Source organism: Kitasatospora sp. NPDC088861, from assembly GCF_044750105.1.
Classification (GTDB): Bacteria; Actinomycetota; Actinomycetes; order Streptomycetales; family Streptomycetaceae; genus Kitasatospora.
Window position 1 is genome coordinate 262,980 of the sequence record NZ_JBIVJF010000002.1, and the last position, 20,252, is coordinate 283,231.

A 20,252-nucleotide genomic window follows, 5' to 3' on the forward strand; every position below is an offset into this window, starting at 1 on the left:
TCCGTCAAATATGCCAGTCCGTCAGACCCGTCAGACCAGCGTGCTCCAGTAGTACCAGAACCGATTGAGGATCAGCAGCGCGATCACCGCCGCCCACAGCACCGGCACCGCCCAGTGGTAGCGCGCCGCCTCCCGCACGACCGGCCGCAGCCGCGGGCCCACCGGGATCACCCCCGTCCGGAGGTTGTGCAGCGTCGTGTACCAGAACAGCACCACCACCGTCGCCCACACCACCATGCAGTACGGGCACAGTGCGCCGATCCGGTACAGCGCCTCGTCGATCAGCCAGTGCACGAACACCACCCCCAGCAGGGTGCCCGCGTGCAGGCCCAGCCAGAACCAGCGCCGGTACGCGGCACCGGCCAGCAGCCCCGCCCCGACCGCCGCCAGCGCGCCGAAGGCGGCCAGCCCGAGCAGCGGGTTCGGGAACCCGAAGACCTCCGCCTGCTCGGTGCGCATCACCGAACCGCAGCTGATCACCGGATTGAGGTTGCAACTGGGGACATAGGACGGGTTCTCCAGGATGCGGAGCTTGTCGAAGGTCAGGACGGCCGAGGCGGCCAGCCCGATCAGCCCGCCGAGGAACAGCAGCAGGGAGAACGCCCGGCCCGCGCCGACCGGCGCACGGCCGGGGGCGCCGGGGGCGGGAGGGGAGGGGTGCACAGAGGTAGCGGCGGACATGGCAGCACACTCCGGTGGCTGGGAGGAGCCGGCCCGGCCGGGGTTCGGCCGGGCCGGTGGTGCCGTGCTTACTTCAGGCCGGCGGCCTGCTTCACCTGGGCGGTGAACTGCTCCGGCGTCACCGTGGACTGGCCGCTGAACAGCGTGATCGGCTTGCCGTCCACCTTGACCGTCGGGGTGCCCGTCACCCCGCTGCCGTTGAACGCGTCCGCGACCTTCGCCGCCCACGGCGCGTACGTCTTGTCGGTGACGGCCTTCACGAAGGCGTCCGTCTTCAGCCCGGGCACCTGGCCGGCCAGGTCGAGGATGTGGTTGACGTTGCCGAAGTCGTCCTTCCGCTCGTCGGGCTGGTTGGCGTACAGCACGTCGTGGAACTGCTTGAACTTGTCCACGCCCTCGTTCAGCGCGGCCCCCGCGGCGGCCAGCGCGGTGCGCGAGCCCTTGCCGCCGAGGGCGTTGTCCAGGAACGCCGCCAGGTGGAACTCCACCTTGACCGAGCCGTCCTCGGTCAGCTTCTTGACCGCCTCGCCGTTCGCCGCCTCGAAGTGCTTGCAGACCGGGCAGCGGAAGTCCTCGTACACCTCCATGGTGTGCGGGGCGTCGGCCTTGCCGTAGGTGATCACCGTGCCGTCCGGGCCGGAGGCGTTCGCCGGGACGACCAGCTCGGTCGGCGCGGACGCATCGGCGGCCGCCTTCGAGTCCTTCTTGCCGGACGCCGAGTTGATCGCGACCGCCGCTCCGCCCGCGAGGGCGAGCACCGCGACGGCGGACACCACCACGACGATCCGCTGACGGCGCTTCGAGGCCGCCTGCTCGATGCGCTGCGCCTCCTGGATCCGCTCACGGGCACTGATGCGCTTGGCCTGCTGCTTGCTGGGGGTCTGAGCCATGGAAGGTCAACTCCTGTACGCGGCGCGCGGATGCGCGCGGGAAACCGCACCGGGTGCGGCGGGATCGAGTGAACGCGGGAGTTGTGCGCGCTGCCTGCGGACGAACGTGCGCGGCGGCCCCAAAAGGCCTCGGGCGGGTCAGCAGGCAGGCGCGAGAACCGGCGGACCACGCCGGGGAGCCGGGCTCAGCACCACGTCCTCGCGGCGCGGCCGCACGCGGTCCGACACCGGCAGCGGCACCCGCAGCACCGGCCGAACCGGAGCCGGGAGCAGCAGCAGGACCAGGGCGCGCAACGGGCGGGCCAGCGACTGGCGCAGCGCGCGCAGCGACCGGGCCAGGCCCGACAGGGCCGCGTCGCCCAGCCGCAGCCAGGCAGCGGCGGCCAGTGCGATCACCAGGTGCACCAGCAGGAGCAGCACCTGGGTCGCCGCCGGGGCCAGCGGCCCCACGTGGCCCAGCGGACCGGCCAGCAGCGACCCGTCCACCGAACCGCCGCCACACACCAGGAGGTTCACGCCGCGCGCGGGCACGTGCTCGGACAGGATCGGCCCACAGCCGGCCTGCCCCAGGTTGAACGTCGTGTTGAGCAGCAGCTCGACCGGCACCAGCACACCGGAGATGTGCAGCAGCCGCCGCTCCCCGCCGGCCAGCGCGGCCGCGACCAGGAAGACGACGGCGGTCGCGGCCGCCACCAGCGAGAGCGGCAGCGGGCGACCCGTGATGACCACCTGGCCCAGCGCGGACAGCGGCACGGCGAGCGCGGTGAACACCGCGGCCCGCAGGGCCCTGATCGCATGGGTGGAGGTCGTCACGTCCCGGAGTATGCCACGACGCTTACATCCGGCACGAGGGCGCGTACCCGGGGAGTGGAAGCGTTGTCCGCCGGAGGCCGTTCGTTCACCCGCCTGACGCGCGCTCAGCCGGGATCGCTTCGCTGTTCGTGCGGGTCGGCGTCCTGTGCGCCGCGCGGTCGTCCCGGGCCTGCTCGTCCCCGGGGCTGCTCGTCCCCGTCGCGGTCCTGGTCGTCGTCGGGCCCCGGGGCCCGTAGCCTGGAATGCGTTCCCGGTGACCCCGATGAGGGGGTGAGCGCTCATGGCGCGACCCGCCACCACGGTGGGGCAGGTGCTGCTGGACCGCCTCGGCGCCCAGGCGGCGGTGCTGGCCGGCCTCGACGACGCCGTCCGGGCGGACGAACCGGACGCGGTGCACCGGATGCGGGTCGCCTGCCGGCGGCTGCGCAGCGCCCTGCGGACCTTCCGGCGGCTGTTCGCCCCCGGGGCCACCGACCACCTGGTCGCCGAACTGCGCTGGCTCGCGGACGCCCTCGGCCGCGCCCGGGACGGCGAGGTGCTCGCCGAGCGGCTGGCCGCCCAGGCCCGGGCACTGCCCGCCGTCTGCCGGCCGGAGCGGGTCGCGGCGGAGCTGGAGCGGTGGGGGCGGGCCGAGTACCGGCAGGCCTGGCCCGAGGTGCTCGCGGCCCTCGACAGCCCGCGCCGCCGCGCCCTCGCCGACGCCCTCGCCACCCTCCTCGCCGACCCCCCGCTGCGCCGCCGGGCCGGCCGTGACGCCGTCCCCGAGCTGGCCCGGATCGCCGAGCGCGAGCAGCACCGCACCGGCGAGCGCGTCCGGGCGGCCCTCGACGCCGGGGCCGGGCCCGCCGAGCAGCGCGACCGCGCCCTGCACGAGGCCCGCAAGGCCGCCAAACGCGCCCGCTACGCCGGCGAGACCGCCGCCCCGGCGGTCGGCGCGGCCGCCGAGCGGTACACGGACCGGATGAAGGCCGTCCAGGAACTGCTGGGCGAGCACCAGGACGCGGTGATCGCCGCCGACACCCTCGCCGGGCAGGCCGCCGACAGCGGCGAGCCCTTCGGCCTCGGGGCGCTCTACGCCCGCCAGCTCACCGCCGCCGAGACGGCCCGGGCCAGGCTGCCCCAGGTGTGGGACCGGGCGGCGGGGCGCAAGCTGCCGCGGTTCGGCTAGGGAACCTAGGTCGGCGCCGCGTGGGCCGGGGCCGCGTCGTGGGCGGCGACGAAGGCGTGGCGGGCGCGGCTGCCGGGTGGGGCGAGGCAGACGAAGACGTACCGGCCCTCCTCGGGCAGGGCGAGCACCGTGTAGTCCAGGACGTCGGTGTCCAGTGCCGGGTGGCGGATGTGGAGCCGGCCGGGGCCGGGCGGGCCGGCCCGGTGGCGATCCCACAGCGCGGCGAAGGCCGGGCTGTCCGAGGACATCCGGCGGACCAGGCGGGTGAGCCCGCGGTCCCCCGGGCGGTCCGCGTGGTGGGCGCGCAGCGAGGCGACGAGGTCCGCGCCGATCGAGCCGGTGGCCGCGAAGTTGCCCTGTGAGCGGTCCCCGTACGGGCAGCAGAACACCTGCCAGAGCAGGTTGCGCTCGTGGGGCGGGCGCCGTTCCGGCCAGGCCATCAGCAGGCCGGCCGGGCGGTTCCAGGCGAGGAGTTCGAAGGTCGGGCCGGTGACGAAGGCGGGCGCGGCGTCCAGGGTGTCCAGCAGCGCCAGGGTGGTGGCGGAGACGGCCGGCGGCTCGGGCGGTGCCCCGGCCGGTGCGCGGTGCCGGGCGGCCAGCCGGTGCAGGTAGGCGCGCTCCGCCCCGGCCAGTTGCAGGGCCTCGGCGATGCCGTCGAGGACCGGGCCGGTGGGCACCCGCTGGCGGCCCTGCTCCAGCCGTGCGTAGTAGTCGGCGGAGATGCCCGCGCGGGCCGCCACCTCCTCGCGGCGCAGCCCGGGCGTCCGGCGGCGCCCGGCCGGGGGCAGGCCCGCCTCGGCGGGCGCGAGGCGGGCGCGGCGGGCGCGCAGGAACGCGCCCAGCGGGGTCTCGGGCATGCGGTCACGCTGCCACAGCCGGGCGGGGTTAGCCAGGACCTGGCCGTCCCTGGTCGGCCCGTCCCCGGGAAGGGCTGGCCGCTGGTGGTCCGGGCGGGGCGCCGGGAGGCTCGCCGCATGGGACTTCTCGACGACAAGGTCACGATCGTCACCGGCGCCGGGCGCGGCATCGGCGCGGCCGCCGCCCGGCTGTTCGCCCGGGAGGGCGCGCTGCTGGTGCTGGCCGCCCGCTCCGGCGCCGAGGTGGAGGCGCTGGCCGCCGAGCTGCGGGCCGGCGGGGCCCGGGCGGTGGCCGTCGTCGCCGACCTGACCAGCGGAGGGCGCCGAGCGGACGGTCGAGGCGGCGCTCACGACGTACGGCCGGCTGGACGCGGCCTTCGACAACGCGGGCTCCGGCCTGTCGCCGGCCCCGCTCGCCGAGCGCACCGAGGCCGAGTGGGACGACACCCACGCGCTCAACCTGCGCGGCAGCTGGCTCTGCCTGCGGGCCCAGCTGCGGGCGATGGCGGCGGGCGGTCGGGGCGGCGCGGTGGTGCTCAACTCCGGGGTGGGCGCGCTGGTCGGCGGCTTCGGGGACGGCGTCCAGCAGGCCGCCAAGCACGGCCTGACCGGCCTGGTGAAGGCGGCCACCGCCGACTACGCCCGACACGGCATCCGGGTCAACGCCGTCGCGCCCGGCGTGGTGCGGACGCCCTCGACGGAGCAGTTCTTCGCGTCCGGCCCGCAGTTCGACGCCCTGGTGGTCCGCTCGACCCCGCTGGGCCGGGCGGGCTCGGACACCGAGATCGCGGAGGCGGCGGCCTGGCTGCTGAGCGACCGGGCGTCGTACGTGGCCGGGGTGACCCTGCCGGTGGACGGCGGGATCACCGCGACCCGGCGGTTCGACTGAGCGCGGGCCCGGCCGGTTCGGGGAAGGCCCGGCCGGTCGGGGCGGGCCCGGCGGCACCGTACGGGGGTCGGTGCCGCCGGGCCTACTCCGGCGCCGGTTCCAGCCCGGCCGACCGGGCGGCGGTGCGGAGCAGGGCGCGGAGCATGGGGGTGGTGAGGCGGCCGGTGTTGGTGTTGCGCGGGCTCACGTGGTAGCAGCCGTACAGCTGGAGGACGGGGCCGCCGTCGATGGCGGGGAGGACGGCCAGGGCGCCGTGACCGAAGGCGGGTCGGGGCCGGGGGACCTGCCAGCCGGCCTGTGCGAGGGCGGGCAGGAGGGCCTGCCAGGCGAAGCCGCCGAGGGCGACGACGGTTCGTACGGTGGGGCGCAGCAACTGGAGTTCGCGGGTGATCCAGGGGCGGCAGGTGTCGCGTTCGGCGGTGCTGGGCTTGTTGTCGGGCGGGGCGCAGCGGACCGGGTCGGTGATGCGGACGCCGTGCAGGCGCAGGCCGTCGCCGTACCGGACGGACTCGGGGCGGTTGGCGAGCCCGAGGTCGTGGAGCGCCGCGTAGAGCAGGTCGCCGGAGGGGTCGCCGGTGAAGATCCGGCCGGTGCGGTTGGCGCCGTGGGCGGCGGGGGCGAGGCCGACCAGGACGAGCGGGGCGTCGGGCGGGCCGAAGCCGGGGATCGGGCGGGCCCAGTAGTCCCAGTCCAGGTAGGCGCGGCGCTTGGTGCGGGCGGTCTCCTCGCGCCACTGGACCAGGCGAGGGCAGGCCCGGCAGTCGGTGACGACGCGGTCCAGCGCGGTGAGCGAGGTGGCGCGGGCGGCGGCCTCGGCGGGGTGGCGGGGGTGGCCGGGGTCGTCGGCGGCGGACTGCGGCATGGCCACGATCCTACGGTCCGTCTCTGGCCCCGCATCGGCCCTGCGCCGGCCTGCCCGGGCAGGCGTAGCGTGGAATCAGCTGCTCCGGCGGCCCCCGGCTGGGCCGGGTCGGCGACGGCCGGGGCTGGCTGGTGCGCGAGGAGGCCTCGCCGAGGCCGCAAGGAGGCCGCGATGATCGTCGATGCGGTGCTGGGTGCCATCGGGGGGCTGGTCGGGCTGGGGGCGATCTGGGCGGGCCTGAGCGTCCGGGTCGTCCAGCAGTTCCAGAAGGGAGTGGTGTTCCGCTTCGGCCGGGTGCGCAGGGAGGTGCGCGAGCCCGGGCTGGTGGCGCTGCTGCCGATCGCGGACAAGTTGCGCAAGGTGAACGTGCAGATCGTGACGATGCCGATCCCGGCGCAGGAGGGCATCACCCGGGACAACGTGACCGTCCGGGTGGACGCGGTGGTGTACTTCCGGGTCGAGGACCCGGTGAGGGCGACCGTCAACGTGCAGGACTACCAGTTCGCGATCTCCCAGGTGGCGCAGACCTCGCTGCGCTCGATCATCGGCAAGAGCGAGCTGGACGACCTGCTGGCCAACCGCGAACCGATCAACCAGGGGCTGGAGTTGATGATCGACAGCCCGGCGCTGGGCTGGGGCATCCAGATCGACCGGGTGGAGATCAAGGACGTCGCGCTGCCGGAGTCGATGAAGCGCTCGATCGCGCGGCAGGCGGAGGCCGAGCGCGAGCGGCGGGCGCGGATCATCACGGCGGACGGTGAGTACCAGGCCTCGGCCCGGTTGTCGGAGGCGGCGGCGGTGATGAGCGCGACCCCGGCGGCGCTCCAACTGCGGCTGCTCCAGACGGTGGTGGAGGTGGCGGCGGAGAAGAACTCGACGCTGGTGCTGCCCTTCCCGGTGGAGCTGCTGCGCTTCCTGGACAGCGCGACGGACAACCAGCAGCGGGCCGCGGTGAATGCCGCGGCGGCAGCGGCGAAGGCCGCCGAACGGGCCGCCGTGGAGCGGGAGGAGGCGGCGAAGGCGGAGGTCGAGCAGGACCGGTCGCAGCACGAACTCCCGCCACCGGAGGAATTGTTGGACCAGTCGCCGCTTCCGGGCGCGGACGCGCCGGGCGGGCGCGCGGAGCCGGACCAGGCGGCCTGAACGGTGCCCGGTGGCGGCCTCCGCGGGCCCGGACCAGGATGGACAGGGGGGCGGAAGCCAGGCCAGGAGGCGGGACCATGACCAGAGCCAGCGACATCATGCACCCGGGCGCGGAGTGCATCCGCGAGCACGAGACGCTCGCCGCCGCCGCCCGGATCATGCGGGAACGGCACGTCGGCGCGCTGCCCATCTGCGGGGAGGACGACAAACTGCTGGGCATCGTGACCGACCGCGACATCGTGCTGCGCTGTGTCGCCGAGGGCCGGGACCCGGCCGGGGTGACGGCGGGCGAGCTGGCCCTGGGCCGGCCGATGACGGTGGAGGCGGACGAGGACGCGGAGCAGGTGCTACGGGTGATGGAGCAGTACCGGGTGCGCCGGCTGCCGGTGATCAACCACCCGGAGCACAAGCTGGTCGGGATGATCAGCGAGGCGGACATCGCGCGCGGGCTGCCGCAGGCTCGGGTCGCGGAGTTCGTGTCGGCGGTCTGCGCAGAGGAGGCGCCCATGGAGGAGGCGGCCACGGAGGAGGAGGCCAAGGCCGGGGCCTGACGGCGCCGGGGTCTGACGGCGCCGGGGTCTGACGACGGCGGCGGATCGGGTCGGGGGGTACCGGCCGTGGTGGATCAGGGCTGTGGCGGATCAGGGCCGTTGCGATCAGTCAGGGCATCGTCCGGCCAGTGTGTCGAGGTGGCGGCGCAGTACGGCGCGCAGTTCGCCCGGGCCGACCAGGTCCGGGTGCTGGACGGCCTGGAGGGTGAGGCCGTCGAGCAGGGCGGAGAGGCGGCGGGTCTCGACGGCGAGGTCGAGGCCGGGCGCCAGGGCGCCGGCGCGCTCGGCCTCCGCCAGGACGCGGTGGATCAGCTCACCCGGCAGGGCGCCCGGAAGAAGTGGCCGGAGGCCCGCCCGGCGGCGCCGCAGGGCGGGCTCGAACTGTTCGGCGGCACCGCCGAGTTGGAGCAGGATGCGGAATCCGGCGGCTGGCGCTGGGTGGGCGTCGGCGCCGACGGTGTGCGCGGCGCGGCCGACCGCGGCTACCCGACGAAGGAGGAGGCCGCGGCCCGTGCCGGGGCCTTCCTCGGGGAGCACGCCGCGCCCTAATCGCGCTCCCGAAGCGCCCGGGCGATCAGTTCCGCCAGGTGCAGGGCCTGGCGGCCCTGGGCGAGTTGGGCGATCTGGGTGCGGCAGCTGAAGCCGTCGGCCAGGACCACCGTGTCGGGGGCGGCGGCCCGGACTTCGGGGAGCAGGACGCGCTCGGCGATCGCCTCGGACACCTCGAAGTGGCCCCGCTCGAAGCCGAAGTTGCCGGCCAGGCCGCAGCAGCCGGAGTCCAGCACCCGGTTGTGCAGGCCGAGTCGGTCCTCGATCCGGCGGTCGGCGGCGCTGCCGAGGACGGCGTGCTGGTGGCAGTGGGTCTGGGTGACGGCGTCCAGCGGGACCTGGGGGAGCGGGGTGTCGGGGGCGTACTGGTCGAGGAACTCGGCGAAGGTGCGGGTGCGTTCGGCGAGCGGGCGGCCGTCCGGGCCGAGCAGCCGGGGCAGGTCCTCGCGCAGGGCGGCGGTGCAGCTCGGGTCCATCCCGACCACCGGGGTGTCGGCGGGCAGCCCGGCGCCGGCCAGCGTCCGCAGGCTGCGCCGCAACACCCGGCGGGCGATGCCGAGTTGGCCGGTGGAGTACCAGGTCAGGCCGCAGCAGACCGGGCCGGCGGGCAGCCGTACGTCGAAGCCCAGGTGCTCCAGCACCTCGACAGCGGAGCGCAGCACGTTCGGCTGGAGGTGGTCGGAGAAGGTGTCCGGCCACAGCAGCACCGGCCGTGCCCCCGCCGGGGCCGGGTGCGCGGCGCGGTGGCGGCGGTACCAGCGGGTGAAGGTCTCCGGCGGGAGGACCGGCAGCACCCGGCGCCGGTCGATCCCGCCGAGCCGCTTGAGCAGCCCGGCGGCCGGGGAGCGGGCGAGGGTGTTGGCGGCGCCGGGGGCGAGGGCGGCGGCCCGCAGCCAGAGCGGCAGCCAGCCCATCGAGTAGTGGGCGAGCGGGCGCGGGCGGTGCCGGTAGTGCTGGTGCAGGAACTCGGCCTTGTAGGTCGCCATGTCGACATGGACCGGGCAGTCGCTCGCGCAGCCCTTGCAGCTCAGGCAGAGGTCCAGGGCCTCCCGGACCTCCGTCGAGCGCCAGCCGTCGGCGATCGTCGCGCCGCCCTGGCGGCCGGGAGGTGCTGCCATGCCGCGCAGCATCTCGGCCAGCAGCCGGGCCCGGCCCCGGGTGGAGTGCCGCTCCTCGCCGGTGGCCATGTAGCTGGGACACATCACCCCGGTGTTCGGGTCCACGCACTTGGCGACGCCGACGCAGCGGTGCACGGCCTTGGCCAGGCTGCCGCCGTCCTGCTCGTACGGGAGGGCGAGCGGCAGCGGGCGGCGCGGGGCGGTGACGAAGCGCAGGTCGGCGTCGAGCGGGCGCGGGTCGACCATGGTCCCCGGGTTGAGCAGGTGCTCGGGATCCCAGATCCGTTTGAACTCGCCGAACAGGGCGATCACGTCGGGCGGGTACATCCGGGGCAGCAGTTCGCCGCGGGCCTGCCCGTCGCCGTGCTCGCCGGAGAGCGAACCGCCGTAGGAGACCACCAGGTCGGCGGCCTGCTCCAGGAACTCCCGGAAGACCAGTACCCCGGCGGGCTCGTCCAGCGGGAAGTCGATCCGCAGGTGCACGCAGCCGTCGCCGAAGTGCCCGTACGGCACGCCGCGCAGGCTGTGCCGGCGCAGCAGGGCGCGCAGGTCCCGCAGGTAGTCGCCGAGGCGCTCGGGCGGGACGGCGGAGTCCTCCCAGCCGGGCCAGGCCTCGCCGCCGCCGGGCAGCCGGGTGACGATGCCGGCGCCCGCCTCCCGGACGGCCCAGAGCTGGCGCTGCTCGGCCGGGTCGGTGACGAGGGCGACGGAGGCGGAGCGCTCGCGGCGCACCGCGTCGGCGAGCCGGCGGGCGGCCTGGTAGGCCTCGACCGGGGTGGCGCCGCCGGTCTCCAGGAAGAGCCAGCACTCGCCCGCGGGCAGCCGGTCCAGTGCGGGCGGGCGGGGGCCGGCGGCGAGCAGTGCGGCGATCAGGTCGGCGGACATGCCCTCGGCGGTGAGCGGCCCGAGCGGCAGCAACGCGGGGACGGCGTCGGCGGCGGCGCCCTCGTCGGGGTAGCCGGCCACCACCAGGGCGCGTGCGGGCGGCTCCTCGACCAGCCGGACGGTCGCGCCGAGCAGCAGCGCGCAGGTGCCCTCGGTGCCGGTGAGCGCGCGGGCCAGGTCGTGGCCGTGCTCGGGCAGCAGGGCGTCCAGCGGGTAGCCGGAGGTACGGCGGGGCAGCGCGGGCAGGCCCTGGCGGATGGTGGCGAGGTTGCGGTCGGTGAACTCCTGGAGCTGCCGGTGGAGTTCACCGGGCCGCCCGGGCAGGGTGCGGAGCGCGGCGCGCTCCTGCGGGGTGAGCCGGCCGCCCACGGTCAGCTCGGTGCCGTCCGCGAGCAGCAGGTCCAGCCGCTCGACGTTGTCCGAGGTGCGCCCCCAGGCGAGCGAGTGCGAGCCGCAGGAGTCGTTGCCGATCATGCCGCCGAGGGTGCAGCGGCTGTGCGTGGACGGGTCGGGGCCGAAGCGCAGCCCGTACGGCCGGGCGGCGCGCTGGAGGTCGTCCAGCACGGTGCCCGGCTGGACCCGGGCGGTGCGGGCCTGCGGGTCGACGTCCAGGACGGCGCCGAGGTGGCGGCGGAAGTCCAGCACCACCGCGCCCGGGCCGATCGCCTGCCCGCCGATGCTGGTGCCCGCCCCGCGCGGCACCACCGGCACGCCGTACCGGCGGCAGAGCGCGAGGGCGGTGCGGACGTCGTCGAGGTCCGCGGGTTTGACCACGCCGAGCGGCAGCTGCCGGTAGTTGGACGCGTCGTGGCTGTAGACGGTCCGCTCGGCGGTGCCGAAGCGGACCTCCCCGCGCAGCACGGCGGCCAGTTCGCGGGCCAGCTCGGCCCCGGGGGCTGCGGACGGACGGCTCACCAGGGACCTCCGGGCGGGTGCGGCGACGGCTCCGGCCGATCATGGCAGCCGCGCGCCCGCAGGGGTACCGGCCACGGCCGGGGTACCGCCGATGGGGTGTCGGCGGGCGGCCGCCCGGCCAGGGCCTAGGCCCCGCCGCCTGCGGAGGCGGGGCCGCACACGTCCGGAGTCCGGTCACCGCCGCCCGGTGAGCGTGCCGCGGGCGATGTGGGAGAGCTTGGCCATCTCGAACGCCGGGTAGGCGCCGCCGGCCAGCAGCGAGAACTTGATCCCCTCGCGGCCGCCCGGCCGCCGGTGGCCGGGCGGCTGGAAGCGCCGGTGGTGCTCGGCGGCCCGGTGGAAGAACTGCGGCCGCTCGGCGCGGGTGACGCACCCGGCCAGGTCGAAGACGAACAGGTAGTGCCGGATCATCCGGACGAACAGCGCGTCCCGCACCGCGTACAGGTGCGGCTGGTCCTCCAGCAGCGCGAAGCTGCGCTCGTACTGGTCGAAGAGGTCGAACACGCCGCTGCCCGGGGAGCCGGTGGGGTGGACGGTCTCCCGGCGGCGCAGCTGCACGCACTCGCGCGCCAGCACGGCGACGCGGCGGGCGCCGAGCAGCGCCGCGTGCACCACCGGGATCTCCTCGTACCGGCCGTCGGGGAAGGCCAGCCGCAGCTCCTCCCAGTGGCCGCGGCGGATCAGCCGGTCCCAGACCAGCGGCGGCGCGCCGAACAGCGCGGGCTGGTCGAAGGGCTCGAACACCTCGGGGCCGGTTTCGGCGAGCAGCGACTCCGCCCCGCCCGGCCAGTCTCGGTCGTTGTGCCGGCGGGAGTGGCCGAACAGCAGCAGGTCCACCGGGCCGGTCTGCCCGAGCCGGTCGGCGAGGGTCCGCAGCGCGTCCTGGGGCAGCTGGTGGTCGGCGTCCAGGAACAGCAGGTACTCGCCGGCCGCCCGCGCCGCCCCCGCGTTCCGGCTCACCCCGACCCCGACCGCCGCGTTGAGGTGCAGGACCGACAGCCGCGGGTGCCGGGCCGCGTACGCGTCGACGAGCTCGCCCGCGGCGTCGGGGGAGCGGTCGGCGACCACGATCACCTCGACGTCCTGGAGGGACTGCGCGAGCAGCGAGTCCAGGCAGTCCGCGAGCTGTTCGTGCTGGTCGTAGGCGGGGAGCACGACGCTGATGAGGGGTGAGGGCATGACGCCGGAGCGTAAGAGGACGCGCTGACCGTGGCAAAGCCCTGACGGTGCGTAATACCGATCAATCCCCGCCAAATCGTACGACCGTACGCCATATCTTCACGCGGCCTGCCGGACGCGTCCACGACAGCCGGAACGCGCCGGGGCCCGCGACGCGTGGTGCGTCGCGGGCCCGGGGGTCGAGGCTTGGCAGCCTCGATTTAGTACCAGTGGTGGTTCTGCCAGAACGACCAGGCGGCGCAGGGGCTGCCGTAGCGGGAGTTCATGTAGTCCAGGCCCCACTTGATCTGGGTGGCCGGGTTGGTGCGCCAGTCGGAGCCGGCCGAGGCCATCTTGCTGCCGGGCAGCGCCTGCACCAGGCCGTACGCGCCGGAGGAGGCGTTGACGGCGAGGTGGTTCCAACTGCTCTCGCGGGACACGATGTTGCTGAAGCACTGGAGCTGGCCGGCCGGGACGAGCTGTGCGGCGATCTGCTGCGGGCTGCCGGTGAGGGCCGGGGCGCTGGTGAGGTTCTGGCGCGCCTGGGAGCGGGAGGCGGCGGCGTCCGCGTCGGCCTTGGCCTTGGCGTCCGCCTGGGCCTTCGCGTCGGCCTCGGCCTGGGCCTGGGCGGCGGACTCCGCCTCGGCCTGGGCCTGCGCCTGGGCTTCCTGGGCGGCCTGGTCGGCGGCGGCAGCGGCAGCGGTGTCAGCCTGGGCCTGGTCGGCGGCCGCCTTGTCGTCCACCGTGACGGCGGCCGCGGGGGCGGCGGCCTCGGTGGTGCTCCCGGTCTGCGGGAGGGCGAGGGCGGCGGTGGCGGCGCTCGCGACGACGAGGGTGGCGATGCCGGTGATCAGGGAGTTGCGGCGGGCATGGCTGAGCTGCATGAAGCGGACAATCCTTTTCCGTCGGGGGCCGTGCCGGTGGCACCGGGTGCGGGGCATCGCACGGGCGTCCGGGTGAGCGGGGCCCGCGCGGCCGTCCGGGACGGCCGTGGTGCCCCGGCGGAAGTGGCGGGGCGGGTCGGCTGCGCGGCGGACGGGGCCGGCTGCGCTGCCTGGCGACGGGCCATTCTTGGCAGGGCCGGGGACGGGTGGCAAAGGCAGTTGCCACTACGGCGGGTAGTAGCCGCAGGGTGGGCGTGGCGAGACGCGGTGATGGTTTTGGGAGAATTTGTCCGACTTGCGTATTTGTAGGTCGGAGGCTGGTGGCGCGGGCGGAATGTGCGGGTGCGAGGTGTGGTGGCCTGCGTTCTTCGAGGTGTTCCGGGCGGCCCGGCGCGGGACGGGAGCCCGCGCCGGGTGGTCGGCCGACGCCCTGGCCGCAGCCATCCACTATCGGGGGCCGTAGACGGCGAACCCCGTGTGGGCGGCCTCACATGTCCGGACGGCCGGGATCGGCGCAGGGTGACCGGCCGGTCACCGCCTCAGGAGGTCGCGTGCGGGCTTCCGGCGGCGGGCCGGGAGGCCGGCTCCGCCGCCGGTTCCGGCTCCTGCTCGCCCGCCGGGGCCGCGTCGTGGACCGGGTCGAGGGCGAGGTCGCGGGCCAGGTCCCGGGCCAGCAGGGTGGCGCCCGCGACGGCCCCCGGCATGGCGAGCACCGTCACCAGCGGAACCAGGAACGCCAGGATCAGCGGCGTGCCGAAGCCCAGCGCCTGCCCGAGCCGGGCGCGCAGCAGCCGGATCCGCTCGCGCTGCGGCACCCCGCGCCGCTGGAGGGCGACGGCGGCGAGCTCGACGGTCAGGAAGAAGCCGGACACCAGGAAACCCAGCGCCGGCACCACCGTCTGCCCGATCACCGGGATGAAGCCGCAGGCGAACAGCACCACGCCGAACGCGGCCACCCGCACCAGGACATAGGCGCTGTCCCGTACCGCGATCACCAGTTCGCGCCACAGCGGCGACTCCGGCGGGGCGGGCGCACCGCCCTCGGTCTCGTCGACCTTCGCGGACAGCGCCTCGTAGAAGGGCTGGCCGACCAGCAGGGTGACGGCGGTGAAGGTGAGCAGCGAGAGCAGCAGGCCGCCGCCGAAGGCGATCGCGGCGAGCGCGTCGCGCAGCAGGCCCTGCCAGGGCGAGCTCCAGCGGTCGGCGAACGGGGTGGCCCAGTCGGCGAGGTCCTTCGACCAGCCGCCGAGGAAGACGAGCGCGACGGCGTACCCGGCCAGGGTGAGCAGCGCGGGCAGCATGCCGAAGCCCCACCAGCGGCCGTGCCGGCCCACCCACTTCTGGCCCCCGACCAGGTACTTCATCCCCGCCACAAGATCTCGCATGGGCGATCACCTTAGGGGTTCCTCCTCCGGAACCCTGCATTGCCGTGTTCCTGCCAGTTTCGACCGGCAGGGCCGGGCCCCTCCTGTCGTGACGCCTGCGGGGCCACCCTCGGTGCTCCCCGACCTGTCGATGGAGGAGCCTGATGAAGCGTCAATTCGGAAGATTCATCGTGCTGTTGGCCACCCTGGTGCTCGGCGCCGGTGCGCTCGTGCTGCCCGCCGCCGCCTCGCCCGCACCCTCGGCGCCCTCGCCGGGCGTGGTCGGCGGCACGCGGGCGGCGCAGGGCGAGTTCCCGTTCGTGGTGCGGCTCTCGATGGGCTGCGGCGGCGCGCTCTACACCCCGCAGATCGTGCTCACCGCCGCCCACTGCGTCAACGGCACCGGCGCCGACACCAGCATCACCGCGACCGCCGGCGCGGTCGACCTGCGCAGCGGTAGCGCGGTCAAGGTCCGCTCGTCGTACGTGTACCAGGCGCCCGGCTTCTCCGGGGCGGAGAGCGGCGACGACTGGGCGCTGATCAAGCTGGCCTCGCCGGTCGGCGGCAGCCAGGTGAGCACGCTGCCGACCACCGACTCCACCGCCTACGACAGCGGCACCTTCACCATCATGGGCTGGGGCGCCGCGACCGAGGGCGGCGCGCAGCAACGCTACCTGCTCAAGGCCACCGTGCCGTTCGTCGACGACGCCGCCTGCGCCAACGCCTACCCGGGCCTGAACAGCGCGGCCTCACTCTGCGCGGGCTACGTCGACCAGGGAGGTGTCGACACCTGCCAGGGCGACTCCGGCGGGCCGATGGTCCACCGGGACGCGGCCGGCCGCTGGGTCCAGGTCGGCATCGTCAGCTGGGGCAGCGGCTGCGCCCGGCCCGGCTACCCGGGCGTCTACACCAAGGTCAGCACCTACGCGGCCGACATCGCCACGGCGGCGGCCGGGCTCTGACGCCGACCGCCGACCGCCGACCGCCGGAGAACCGGAGAACCGGAGCGCCCGGGGGATCCCCACCGGGCGCTCCGGCGCGTCCGCCGTCAGCGGTCCGTGGTCAGCCGTCCGCCGGGGGCCGGTGCGCCGTCGAGCCGCCCAGCCAGGCCCGGGCCCGGCGCCGCTCGTAGGCGATCCGGCCGGTGGCGTCCGGCGGTAGCCGGGAGAGGACGGCGGCCGCGGCCTCGTGGCGCCCGGCCCGGGCGTACGCCCCGGCGAGGCGGCCGGCGACCAGTGCGTGGTCGTGCGGGTGGGCGGCCTGGTCCAGGCGCCCCAGGGCGGCGCCCAGGTGGGCCACCGCCGCGTGCGCGTGGGCGGTGTGGCCGGTGCGGACGGCGAGGTCCCGGTGGCAGGTGCCGTGGGCGACGCCCAGCACCAGGGCGGCCCGGGCGGCCCCGGGCGCCGGCTCGCCGGCCCGCAGGGCGGCCTCGGTCAGCCGTTCGGCGTCCGCCAGGGCCCGCCACGTCTCGGGCGCCGCGCCGGCCAGTGCGTGGGCGTGCGCCTGGGCGAGGGCGGCCCAGGCGCGAAGGCCGGGCAGGGTGCGGGCGGTGGCGTGGGCGGCCTCGGCCAGGGCGAGGGCGGTGGCCGGGTCGCCGCTCCACCAGTGCAGGGTGCTCTGCCGGGCGAGCAGGGCGGCCGCGGTCGGCTGGTCGTCGGCGGCGCGGGCCCACTCCAGCCCGGCCGCGTACCAGCCGAGCGCGCGGGTGCGGCGGTCCCCCTCGAAGTGGGCCCAGCCCGCGAGTTCGGCGTAGCGGGCGGCGAGCGAGCGGACGGCGGGGGCGGTTTCGCGCGGGGCGGCGTGCTGCCAGGCGGCCAGGGTGCGGGCGTGGTGTTCGAGGACGGTGGCCAGCTGTTCGCCGCCGGTGTGGGTGGCGGCCGCGCGGTAGACATCGAGCAGGTGGCCGAGCACGGCGAAGGTGGCGGCGTCCGGTCGGCCCGTCGGGGGCCCTGTGCCGCTCTCGCCGAGGGGTGGCAGGGCGGGGGCGGCGAGTTCGCCGAGGTGCTCCCGCTCCTGCCGGACGGGTTGCCAGAGGGCGGCCAACTCGCCTCCGGTGAGCAGGAGTTCGTCGGCCCGGGCGGGGAGTCCCGGCGGTGGCCAGCGGCGGGCGTTCTCCACTCGGCTGATCAGTGAGTTGTGGTAGCCGAGCAGGCGGCCGAGTTCGGCCTGGCTGAGTCCGCGGGCCTCGCGCCAGTGGCGCAGCCGGTGGCCGAAGCGCAGGCGCGCGGACGCGGGGGCGGGGAGGGGTGGCAAGGGGTCTCCCGGGGGGTGGGGGAGCGCTCGTGGGGGAGCGCCATGCCCAGGTATCCCCTTTGACGTGCCATTGTCAAACTGTGGGTCGCATCCCTCGAACGGCACCGGGCCCGGGAGCCTCCGCAACGGCTCCCGGGCCCGGCACCGTCGCGCGGCGCGGACGGGTCAGGACTCCGCCGCCACCGCGGCCCGCCGCCGTCGGCCCACCACGGCCGAGGCCGCGAGCACGATCGCCGCGGCGACCAGCGACAGGTACATCTGCTTGCGCCCGTCGGCGTCGGTGAACATGTACGCCACCACGAACCCGATCATGCCGATGGCCGTCCAGGTCAGATAGGGGTACAGCCACATGCGGACGGTCAGCCGCTCGGGAGTCTCCCGCTCGATGATCCGGCGCATCCGCAGCTGGGAGAAGCAGATCACCAGCCAGACGAACAGCGCAACCGCGCCGGAGGAGTTGAGCAGGAAAGCGAACACCGTGTCCGGCGAGGTGTAGTTGAAGAACACCGCGACGAAGCCGAAGACCACCGAGGACAGGATGGCCACCCGCGGCACGCCCCGCTTGGTCACGGTCGCGAAGGCCTTCGGCGCGTCCCCGCGCTGGCCGAGCGAGAAGGCCATCCGGGAGGCCGTGTACATCCCGGAGTTGAGGCAGGACAGCACGGCCGTCAGCACGATCACGTTCATCACCTGGCCGGCGCCCGGGATGCCCACGTGCTCCAGCACCGCCACGTACGGGCTGCCCTTGACGGCGTCCGAGTCCCACGGCAGCAGGGTGACCACGAGCAGGATCGAGCCCAGGTAGAAGATCCCGATGCGCCAGATCACGCTGTTGGTGGCCTTGCTGACCGCGCGCTCCGGGTCCTCCGACTCGCCCGCGGCCAGGGTGACGATCTCGCTGCCCATGAAGGCGAAGACCACCGTGAGCATGCCGGTGAACACCGCGCCCACGCCGTGCGGCAGGAAGCCGCCGTGGCCGGTCAGATTGCTGGTGCCGACCGCGTGGGTGCCGGGCAGCAGGCCGAAGACGGCGAGCGTGGCGATCACCAGGAACGCGGCGATCGCCACCACCTTGATCCCGGCGAACCAGAACTCGAACTCGCCGTAGGAGGCCACCGAGAACAGGTTGGTGGCGGTCAGCACCGCCATCACGAGCAGCGCGAACGCCCACTGCGGCACGCCGGGCATCCAGGCGTTGAGGATCTTCGCGCCGGCGGTCGCCTCCACCGCGAGCACCACGACCCAGAAGAACCAGTACAGCCAGCCGATGGTGAACCCGGCCCAGCGGCCGAGCGCGCGGTCCGCGTACGCCGAGAACGAGCCGCTCTGCGGGTCGGCCGCCGCCATCTCGCCGAGCATCCGCATCACCAGCACGACCAGCACACCGGCCAGCGTGTAGGAGAGCAGGATGCCCGGCCCGGTGGTGGCGATGCCCGCGCCGGAGCCGACGAACAGGCCGGCGCCGATCACCCCGCCGATGGCGATCATCGACAGGTGGCGGTTCTTGAGCCCCGCCTTCAGGTGGCCCTCGCCGCCGTGCCCGGGCGGCCCGGCCTGCTGGGGGACCTGGGCGGCTGCCGCAGGCCTGGTGGTGTCCGCACTCATCAGATGAGCCCTGTGCCTTTCCCGCGCGCGGCGCGACCCTCGGCTCGTTGCGCCGGAGGGTGGGGGACGGACCCGCGCATTGCGGTGCAACCTAACTTCTACGGCCGCGTATCGGAACAGAGCATCCGTAAATGTTCGGTAACCGGACGCAAAAAGCCAGGTCAGAGCGGGTGGAAATGCGGTGCGAAAAGCTCAAATCTGACGCACCGCCAATGCGTCGGAGGCGCTCGGACCCCCGTCGCGGCTCACGACCCGCGCAGGTCCAGCACGGTGATCCGTGCCGCGTCCGCGGGCCGGCCGGTCAGCCGCGCCGCCAGGATCCGGGGGATGTCGCCCTCCTGCGAGTATCCGGGCACCACCTCGACCTCCGCCCGCCGCACGCCGGCCTCGCCCCGCACCGCGTACACCACCCGGTACACGGTCCGCTCCGGTGGCGGCGGCGGTGCGCCCTGCGCACGGCTCCGGACGGTCATCGGCATCGACCTCCTCGGCCCATTGTCGGCCCGGTGTGGCCGATCGGGGCAAACCCGGGCACAGTGGGATTCTCGGCACGTCCTCGGCACGTCCTCGGCGCGAGGACGCCGGGCCGGGCGGGAACCTCCGGCAACGGGAAACTCCGGGAAGGAGCGACCCCCATGCAGACCACCTGGAAGGGGACGATCAGCTTCGGGCTGGTCAGCATCCCCGTCCACCTCTACTCGGCCACCCAGGAACACGACGTCCCGCTGCACCAGGTGCACGCCAAGGACGGCGGGCGGGTGCGGATGAAGCGGTACTGCGAGCGGGAGGAGAAGGAAGTCCCGTACGCGGAGATCGCCAAGGGCTACGAGTCCCCCGACGGCCGGACCGTCACGCTCACCGACGAGGACCTCGCCGACCTGCCGCTGCCCAGCAAGAAGATCATCGACGTGCTGGCCTTCGTGGACGCCGACGAGATCGACCCGCTGATGTTCTCCAAGGCCTACTACGTGGGCGTCGCCGACCAGGCCGCCGCCAAGCCGTACGCCCTGCTGCGCGACGCGCTCACCGCGTCCGGGCAGATCGCCGTCACCAAGATCGCGCTGCGCACCCGGGAATCCCCGGCGGTGCTGCGGGTGCACGACGGCACACTGGTGCTGCAGACCTGCATCTGGCCCGACGAGGTCCGCCCCGCGGCCGGCATCGCGCCCGAGGAGGACGTCACCGTGCGGCCGCAGGAGCTCAAGATGGCGCGGTCGCTGATGGACACGCTCTCCGAGGACTTCGACCTCGCCCAGTTGCACGACGACTACCAGCGGGCGCTCCAGCAGGTGATCACGGCCCGGTTGGAGGGCGTCGAGCTCCCGCACGAGGAGGAGCCGGGCGAGGCGCCCGACAACGTGATCGACCTGATGGAGGCGCTGCGCAGCAGCCTCAAGCGGGCCAAGGGCGGGCGGGGGCACGCCGCCGGGCCCGACGAGGACCAACCGGAGGAGGAGCAGCCCGCGCCCCGCAGGCGCGCCCCGGTGAAGAAGCCCGCCGGATCGGCGGCCGCCGCCGGGAAGGCCGCCCCGGCGAAGAGGACCGCCCCGGCGAAGAAGACCGCGACCGCGAAGTCCGCGACCGCGAAGTCCGCGACCGCGAAGGCCGGGGCGGGAAAGACCGCGACCGGAAAGTCCACGGCTCCGCGCAAGGCCTCCTGAGCCCCG

The 20,252-nt window shown here is 75.0% G+C and carries 20 protein-coding genes and 1 pseudogene; 8 read left to right on the forward strand and 13 right to left on the reverse strand.

Translation table 11 applies throughout. The annotated features are described in order from the left end of the window. Positions 1 to 30: 30 nt before the first annotated feature. The 3 genes from ACIP37_RS05020 to ACIP37_RS05030 form a co-directional block, all read right to left on the reverse strand. Positions 31 to 681, reverse strand: a complete 651-nt coding sequence (locus ACIP37_RS05020) for a vitamin K epoxide reductase family protein (protein ID WP_363628236.1) — start codon at positions 679 to 681, stop codon at positions 31 to 33. Between the two features lie 68 nt (positions 682 to 749). Further along, entirely contained in the window at positions 750 to 1,571 is an 822-nt protein-coding gene (locus ACIP37_RS05025) for a DsbA family protein (protein WP_400803193.1), read from the reverse strand. 138 nt (positions 1,572 to 1,709) lie between these two features. After that, positions 1,710 to 2,384: a hypothetical protein gene (locus tag ACIP37_RS05030; RefSeq protein ID WP_350883589.1), complete on the reverse strand. Its 675-nt coding sequence runs from the start codon at positions 2,382 to 2,384 to the stop codon at positions 1,710 to 1,712. Positions 2,385 to 2,664: 280 nt separating this feature from the next. On the opposite strand from ACIP37_RS05030, the gene ACIP37_RS05035 reads away from it, so the two are divergent. Then, positions 2,665 to 3,552, forward strand: a complete 888-nt coding sequence (locus ACIP37_RS05035; RefSeq protein ID WP_400803189.1) for a CHAD domain-containing protein — start codon at positions 2,665 to 2,667, stop codon at positions 3,550 to 3,552. A gap of 5 nt (positions 3,553 to 3,557) precedes the next feature. On the opposite strand, the gene ACIP37_RS05040 is transcribed toward ACIP37_RS05035, so the two are convergent. After that, positions 3,558 to 4,409, reverse strand: a complete 852-nt coding sequence (locus ACIP37_RS05040) for a helix-turn-helix transcriptional regulator (RefSeq protein ID WP_363581708.1) — start codon at positions 4,407 to 4,409, stop codon at positions 3,558 to 3,560. Between the two features lie 117 nt (positions 4,410 to 4,526). Between ACIP37_RS05040 and ACIP37_RS05045 the strand changes: the two are divergent. Next, positions 4,527 to 4,664, forward strand: a pseudogene (locus ACIP37_RS05045) (SDR family NAD(P)-dependent oxidoreductase); the annotation flags it as partial. A 109-nt stretch (positions 4,665 to 4,773) separates the two neighbouring features. Further along, positions 4,774 to 5,298 (forward strand): SDR family oxidoreductase, encoded by a 525-nt coding sequence (locus ACIP37_RS05050; protein ID WP_400803811.1) that lies wholly within the window; start codon positions 4,774 to 4,776, stop codon positions 5,296 to 5,298. Positions 5,299 to 5,380: 82 nt separating this feature from the next. Here the strand turns inward: ACIP37_RS05050 and ACIP37_RS05055 are convergent, their stop codons facing one another. Next, positions 5,381 to 6,160 carry a uracil-DNA glycosylase gene (locus ACIP37_RS05055; RefSeq protein WP_400803186.1) on the reverse strand — a complete coding sequence of 260 codons (780 nt, stop codon included), beginning with the start codon at positions 6,158 to 6,160 and terminating at the stop codon, positions 5,381 to 5,383. A gap of 171 nt (positions 6,161 to 6,331) precedes the next feature. On the opposite strand from ACIP37_RS05055, the gene ACIP37_RS05060 reads away from it, so the two are divergent. After that, entirely contained in the window at positions 6,332 to 7,303 is a 972-nt protein-coding gene (locus tag ACIP37_RS05060) for an SPFH domain-containing protein (protein ID WP_400803184.1), read from the forward strand. Between the two features lie 77 nt (positions 7,304 to 7,380). Then, complete coding sequence (locus tag ACIP37_RS05065) at positions 7,381 to 7,854, forward strand: CBS domain-containing protein (protein WP_363581716.1); 474 nt, start codon at positions 7,381 to 7,383, stop codon at positions 7,852 to 7,854. 105 nt (positions 7,855 to 7,959) lie between these two features. On the opposite strand, the gene ACIP37_RS05070 is transcribed toward ACIP37_RS05065, so the two are convergent. Beyond that, a complete protein-coding gene (locus ACIP37_RS05070; protein ID WP_363581905.1) occupies positions 7,960 to 8,124 on the reverse strand; it encodes a TetR family transcriptional regulator C-terminal domain-containing protein in 165 nt (54 codons plus the stop codon). Here ACIP37_RS05070 and ACIP37_RS05075 point away from each other — a divergent pair. Further along, positions 8,053 to 8,403: a hypothetical protein gene (locus ACIP37_RS05075; protein WP_400803808.1), complete on the forward strand. Its 351-nt coding sequence runs from the start codon at positions 8,053 to 8,055 to the stop codon at positions 8,401 to 8,403. The genes ACIP37_RS05070 and ACIP37_RS05075 overlap by 72 nt on opposite strands. Here the strand turns inward: ACIP37_RS05075 and ACIP37_RS05080 are convergent. From ACIP37_RS05080 to ACIP37_RS05095, 4 genes are all read right to left on the reverse strand, one after another. After that, positions 8,400 to 11,321 carry an FAD-binding and (Fe-S)-binding domain-containing protein gene (locus tag ACIP37_RS05080; RefSeq protein WP_400803181.1) on the reverse strand — a complete coding sequence of 974 codons (2,922 nt, stop codon included), beginning with the start codon at positions 11,319 to 11,321 and terminating at the stop codon, positions 8,400 to 8,402. The genes ACIP37_RS05075 and ACIP37_RS05080 overlap by 4 nt on opposite strands. 174 nt (positions 11,322 to 11,495) lie before the next feature. Continuing rightward, positions 11,496 to 12,500, reverse strand: a complete 1,005-nt coding sequence (locus ACIP37_RS05085; RefSeq protein ID WP_363623655.1) for a glycosyltransferase family 2 protein — start codon at positions 12,498 to 12,500, stop codon at positions 11,496 to 11,498. A gap of 200 nt (positions 12,501 to 12,700) precedes the next feature. Continuing rightward, complete coding sequence (locus tag ACIP37_RS05090; RefSeq protein ID WP_363628242.1) at positions 12,701 to 13,363, reverse strand: lytic transglycosylase domain-containing protein; 663 nt, start codon at positions 13,361 to 13,363, stop codon at positions 12,701 to 12,703. A gap of 539 nt (positions 13,364 to 13,902) precedes the next feature. Beyond that, complete coding sequence (locus tag ACIP37_RS05095; RefSeq protein WP_400803177.1) at positions 13,903 to 14,748, reverse strand: EI24 domain-containing protein; 846 nt, start codon at positions 14,746 to 14,748, stop codon at positions 13,903 to 13,905. A gap of 143 nt (positions 14,749 to 14,891) precedes the next feature. Here ACIP37_RS05095 and ACIP37_RS05100 point away from each other — a divergent pair, with 143 nt between their 5' ends. Continuing rightward, positions 14,892 to 15,689, forward strand: a complete 798-nt coding sequence (locus tag ACIP37_RS05100; protein ID WP_400803174.1) for a serine protease — start codon at positions 14,892 to 14,894, stop codon at positions 15,687 to 15,689. Positions 15,690 to 15,789: 100 nt separating this feature from the next. Here the strand turns inward: ACIP37_RS05100 and ACIP37_RS05105 are convergent, their stop codons facing one another. The 3 genes from ACIP37_RS05105 to ACIP37_RS05115 all read right to left on the reverse strand — a co-directional run bounded on the left by ACIP37_RS05105 (position 15,790) and on the right by ACIP37_RS05115 (position 19,058). Beyond that, positions 15,790 to 16,980: a helix-turn-helix transcriptional regulator gene (locus tag ACIP37_RS05105; protein ID WP_363628246.1), complete on the reverse strand. Its 1,191-nt coding sequence runs from the start codon at positions 16,978 to 16,980 to the stop codon at positions 15,790 to 15,792. A gap of 165 nt (positions 16,981 to 17,145) precedes the next feature. Beyond that, positions 17,146 to 18,585: an amino acid permease gene (locus ACIP37_RS05110; RefSeq protein WP_350883615.1), complete on the reverse strand. Its 1,440-nt coding sequence runs from the start codon at positions 18,583 to 18,585 to the stop codon at positions 17,146 to 17,148. Positions 18,586 to 18,830: 245 nt separating this feature from the next. Next, positions 18,831 to 19,058, reverse strand: coding sequence for a hypothetical protein (locus tag ACIP37_RS05115; RefSeq protein WP_363581730.1), 228 nt, complete (start codon positions 19,056 to 19,058; stop codon positions 18,831 to 18,833). 162 nt (positions 19,059 to 19,220) lie between these two features. On the opposite strand from ACIP37_RS05115, the gene ACIP37_RS05120 reads away from it, so the two are divergent. Further along, positions 19,221 to 20,246 (forward strand): Ku protein, encoded by a 1,026-nt coding sequence (locus ACIP37_RS05120; protein WP_400803170.1) that lies wholly within the window; start codon positions 19,221 to 19,223, stop codon positions 20,244 to 20,246. Positions 20,247 to 20,252 lie beyond the last annotated feature (6 nt).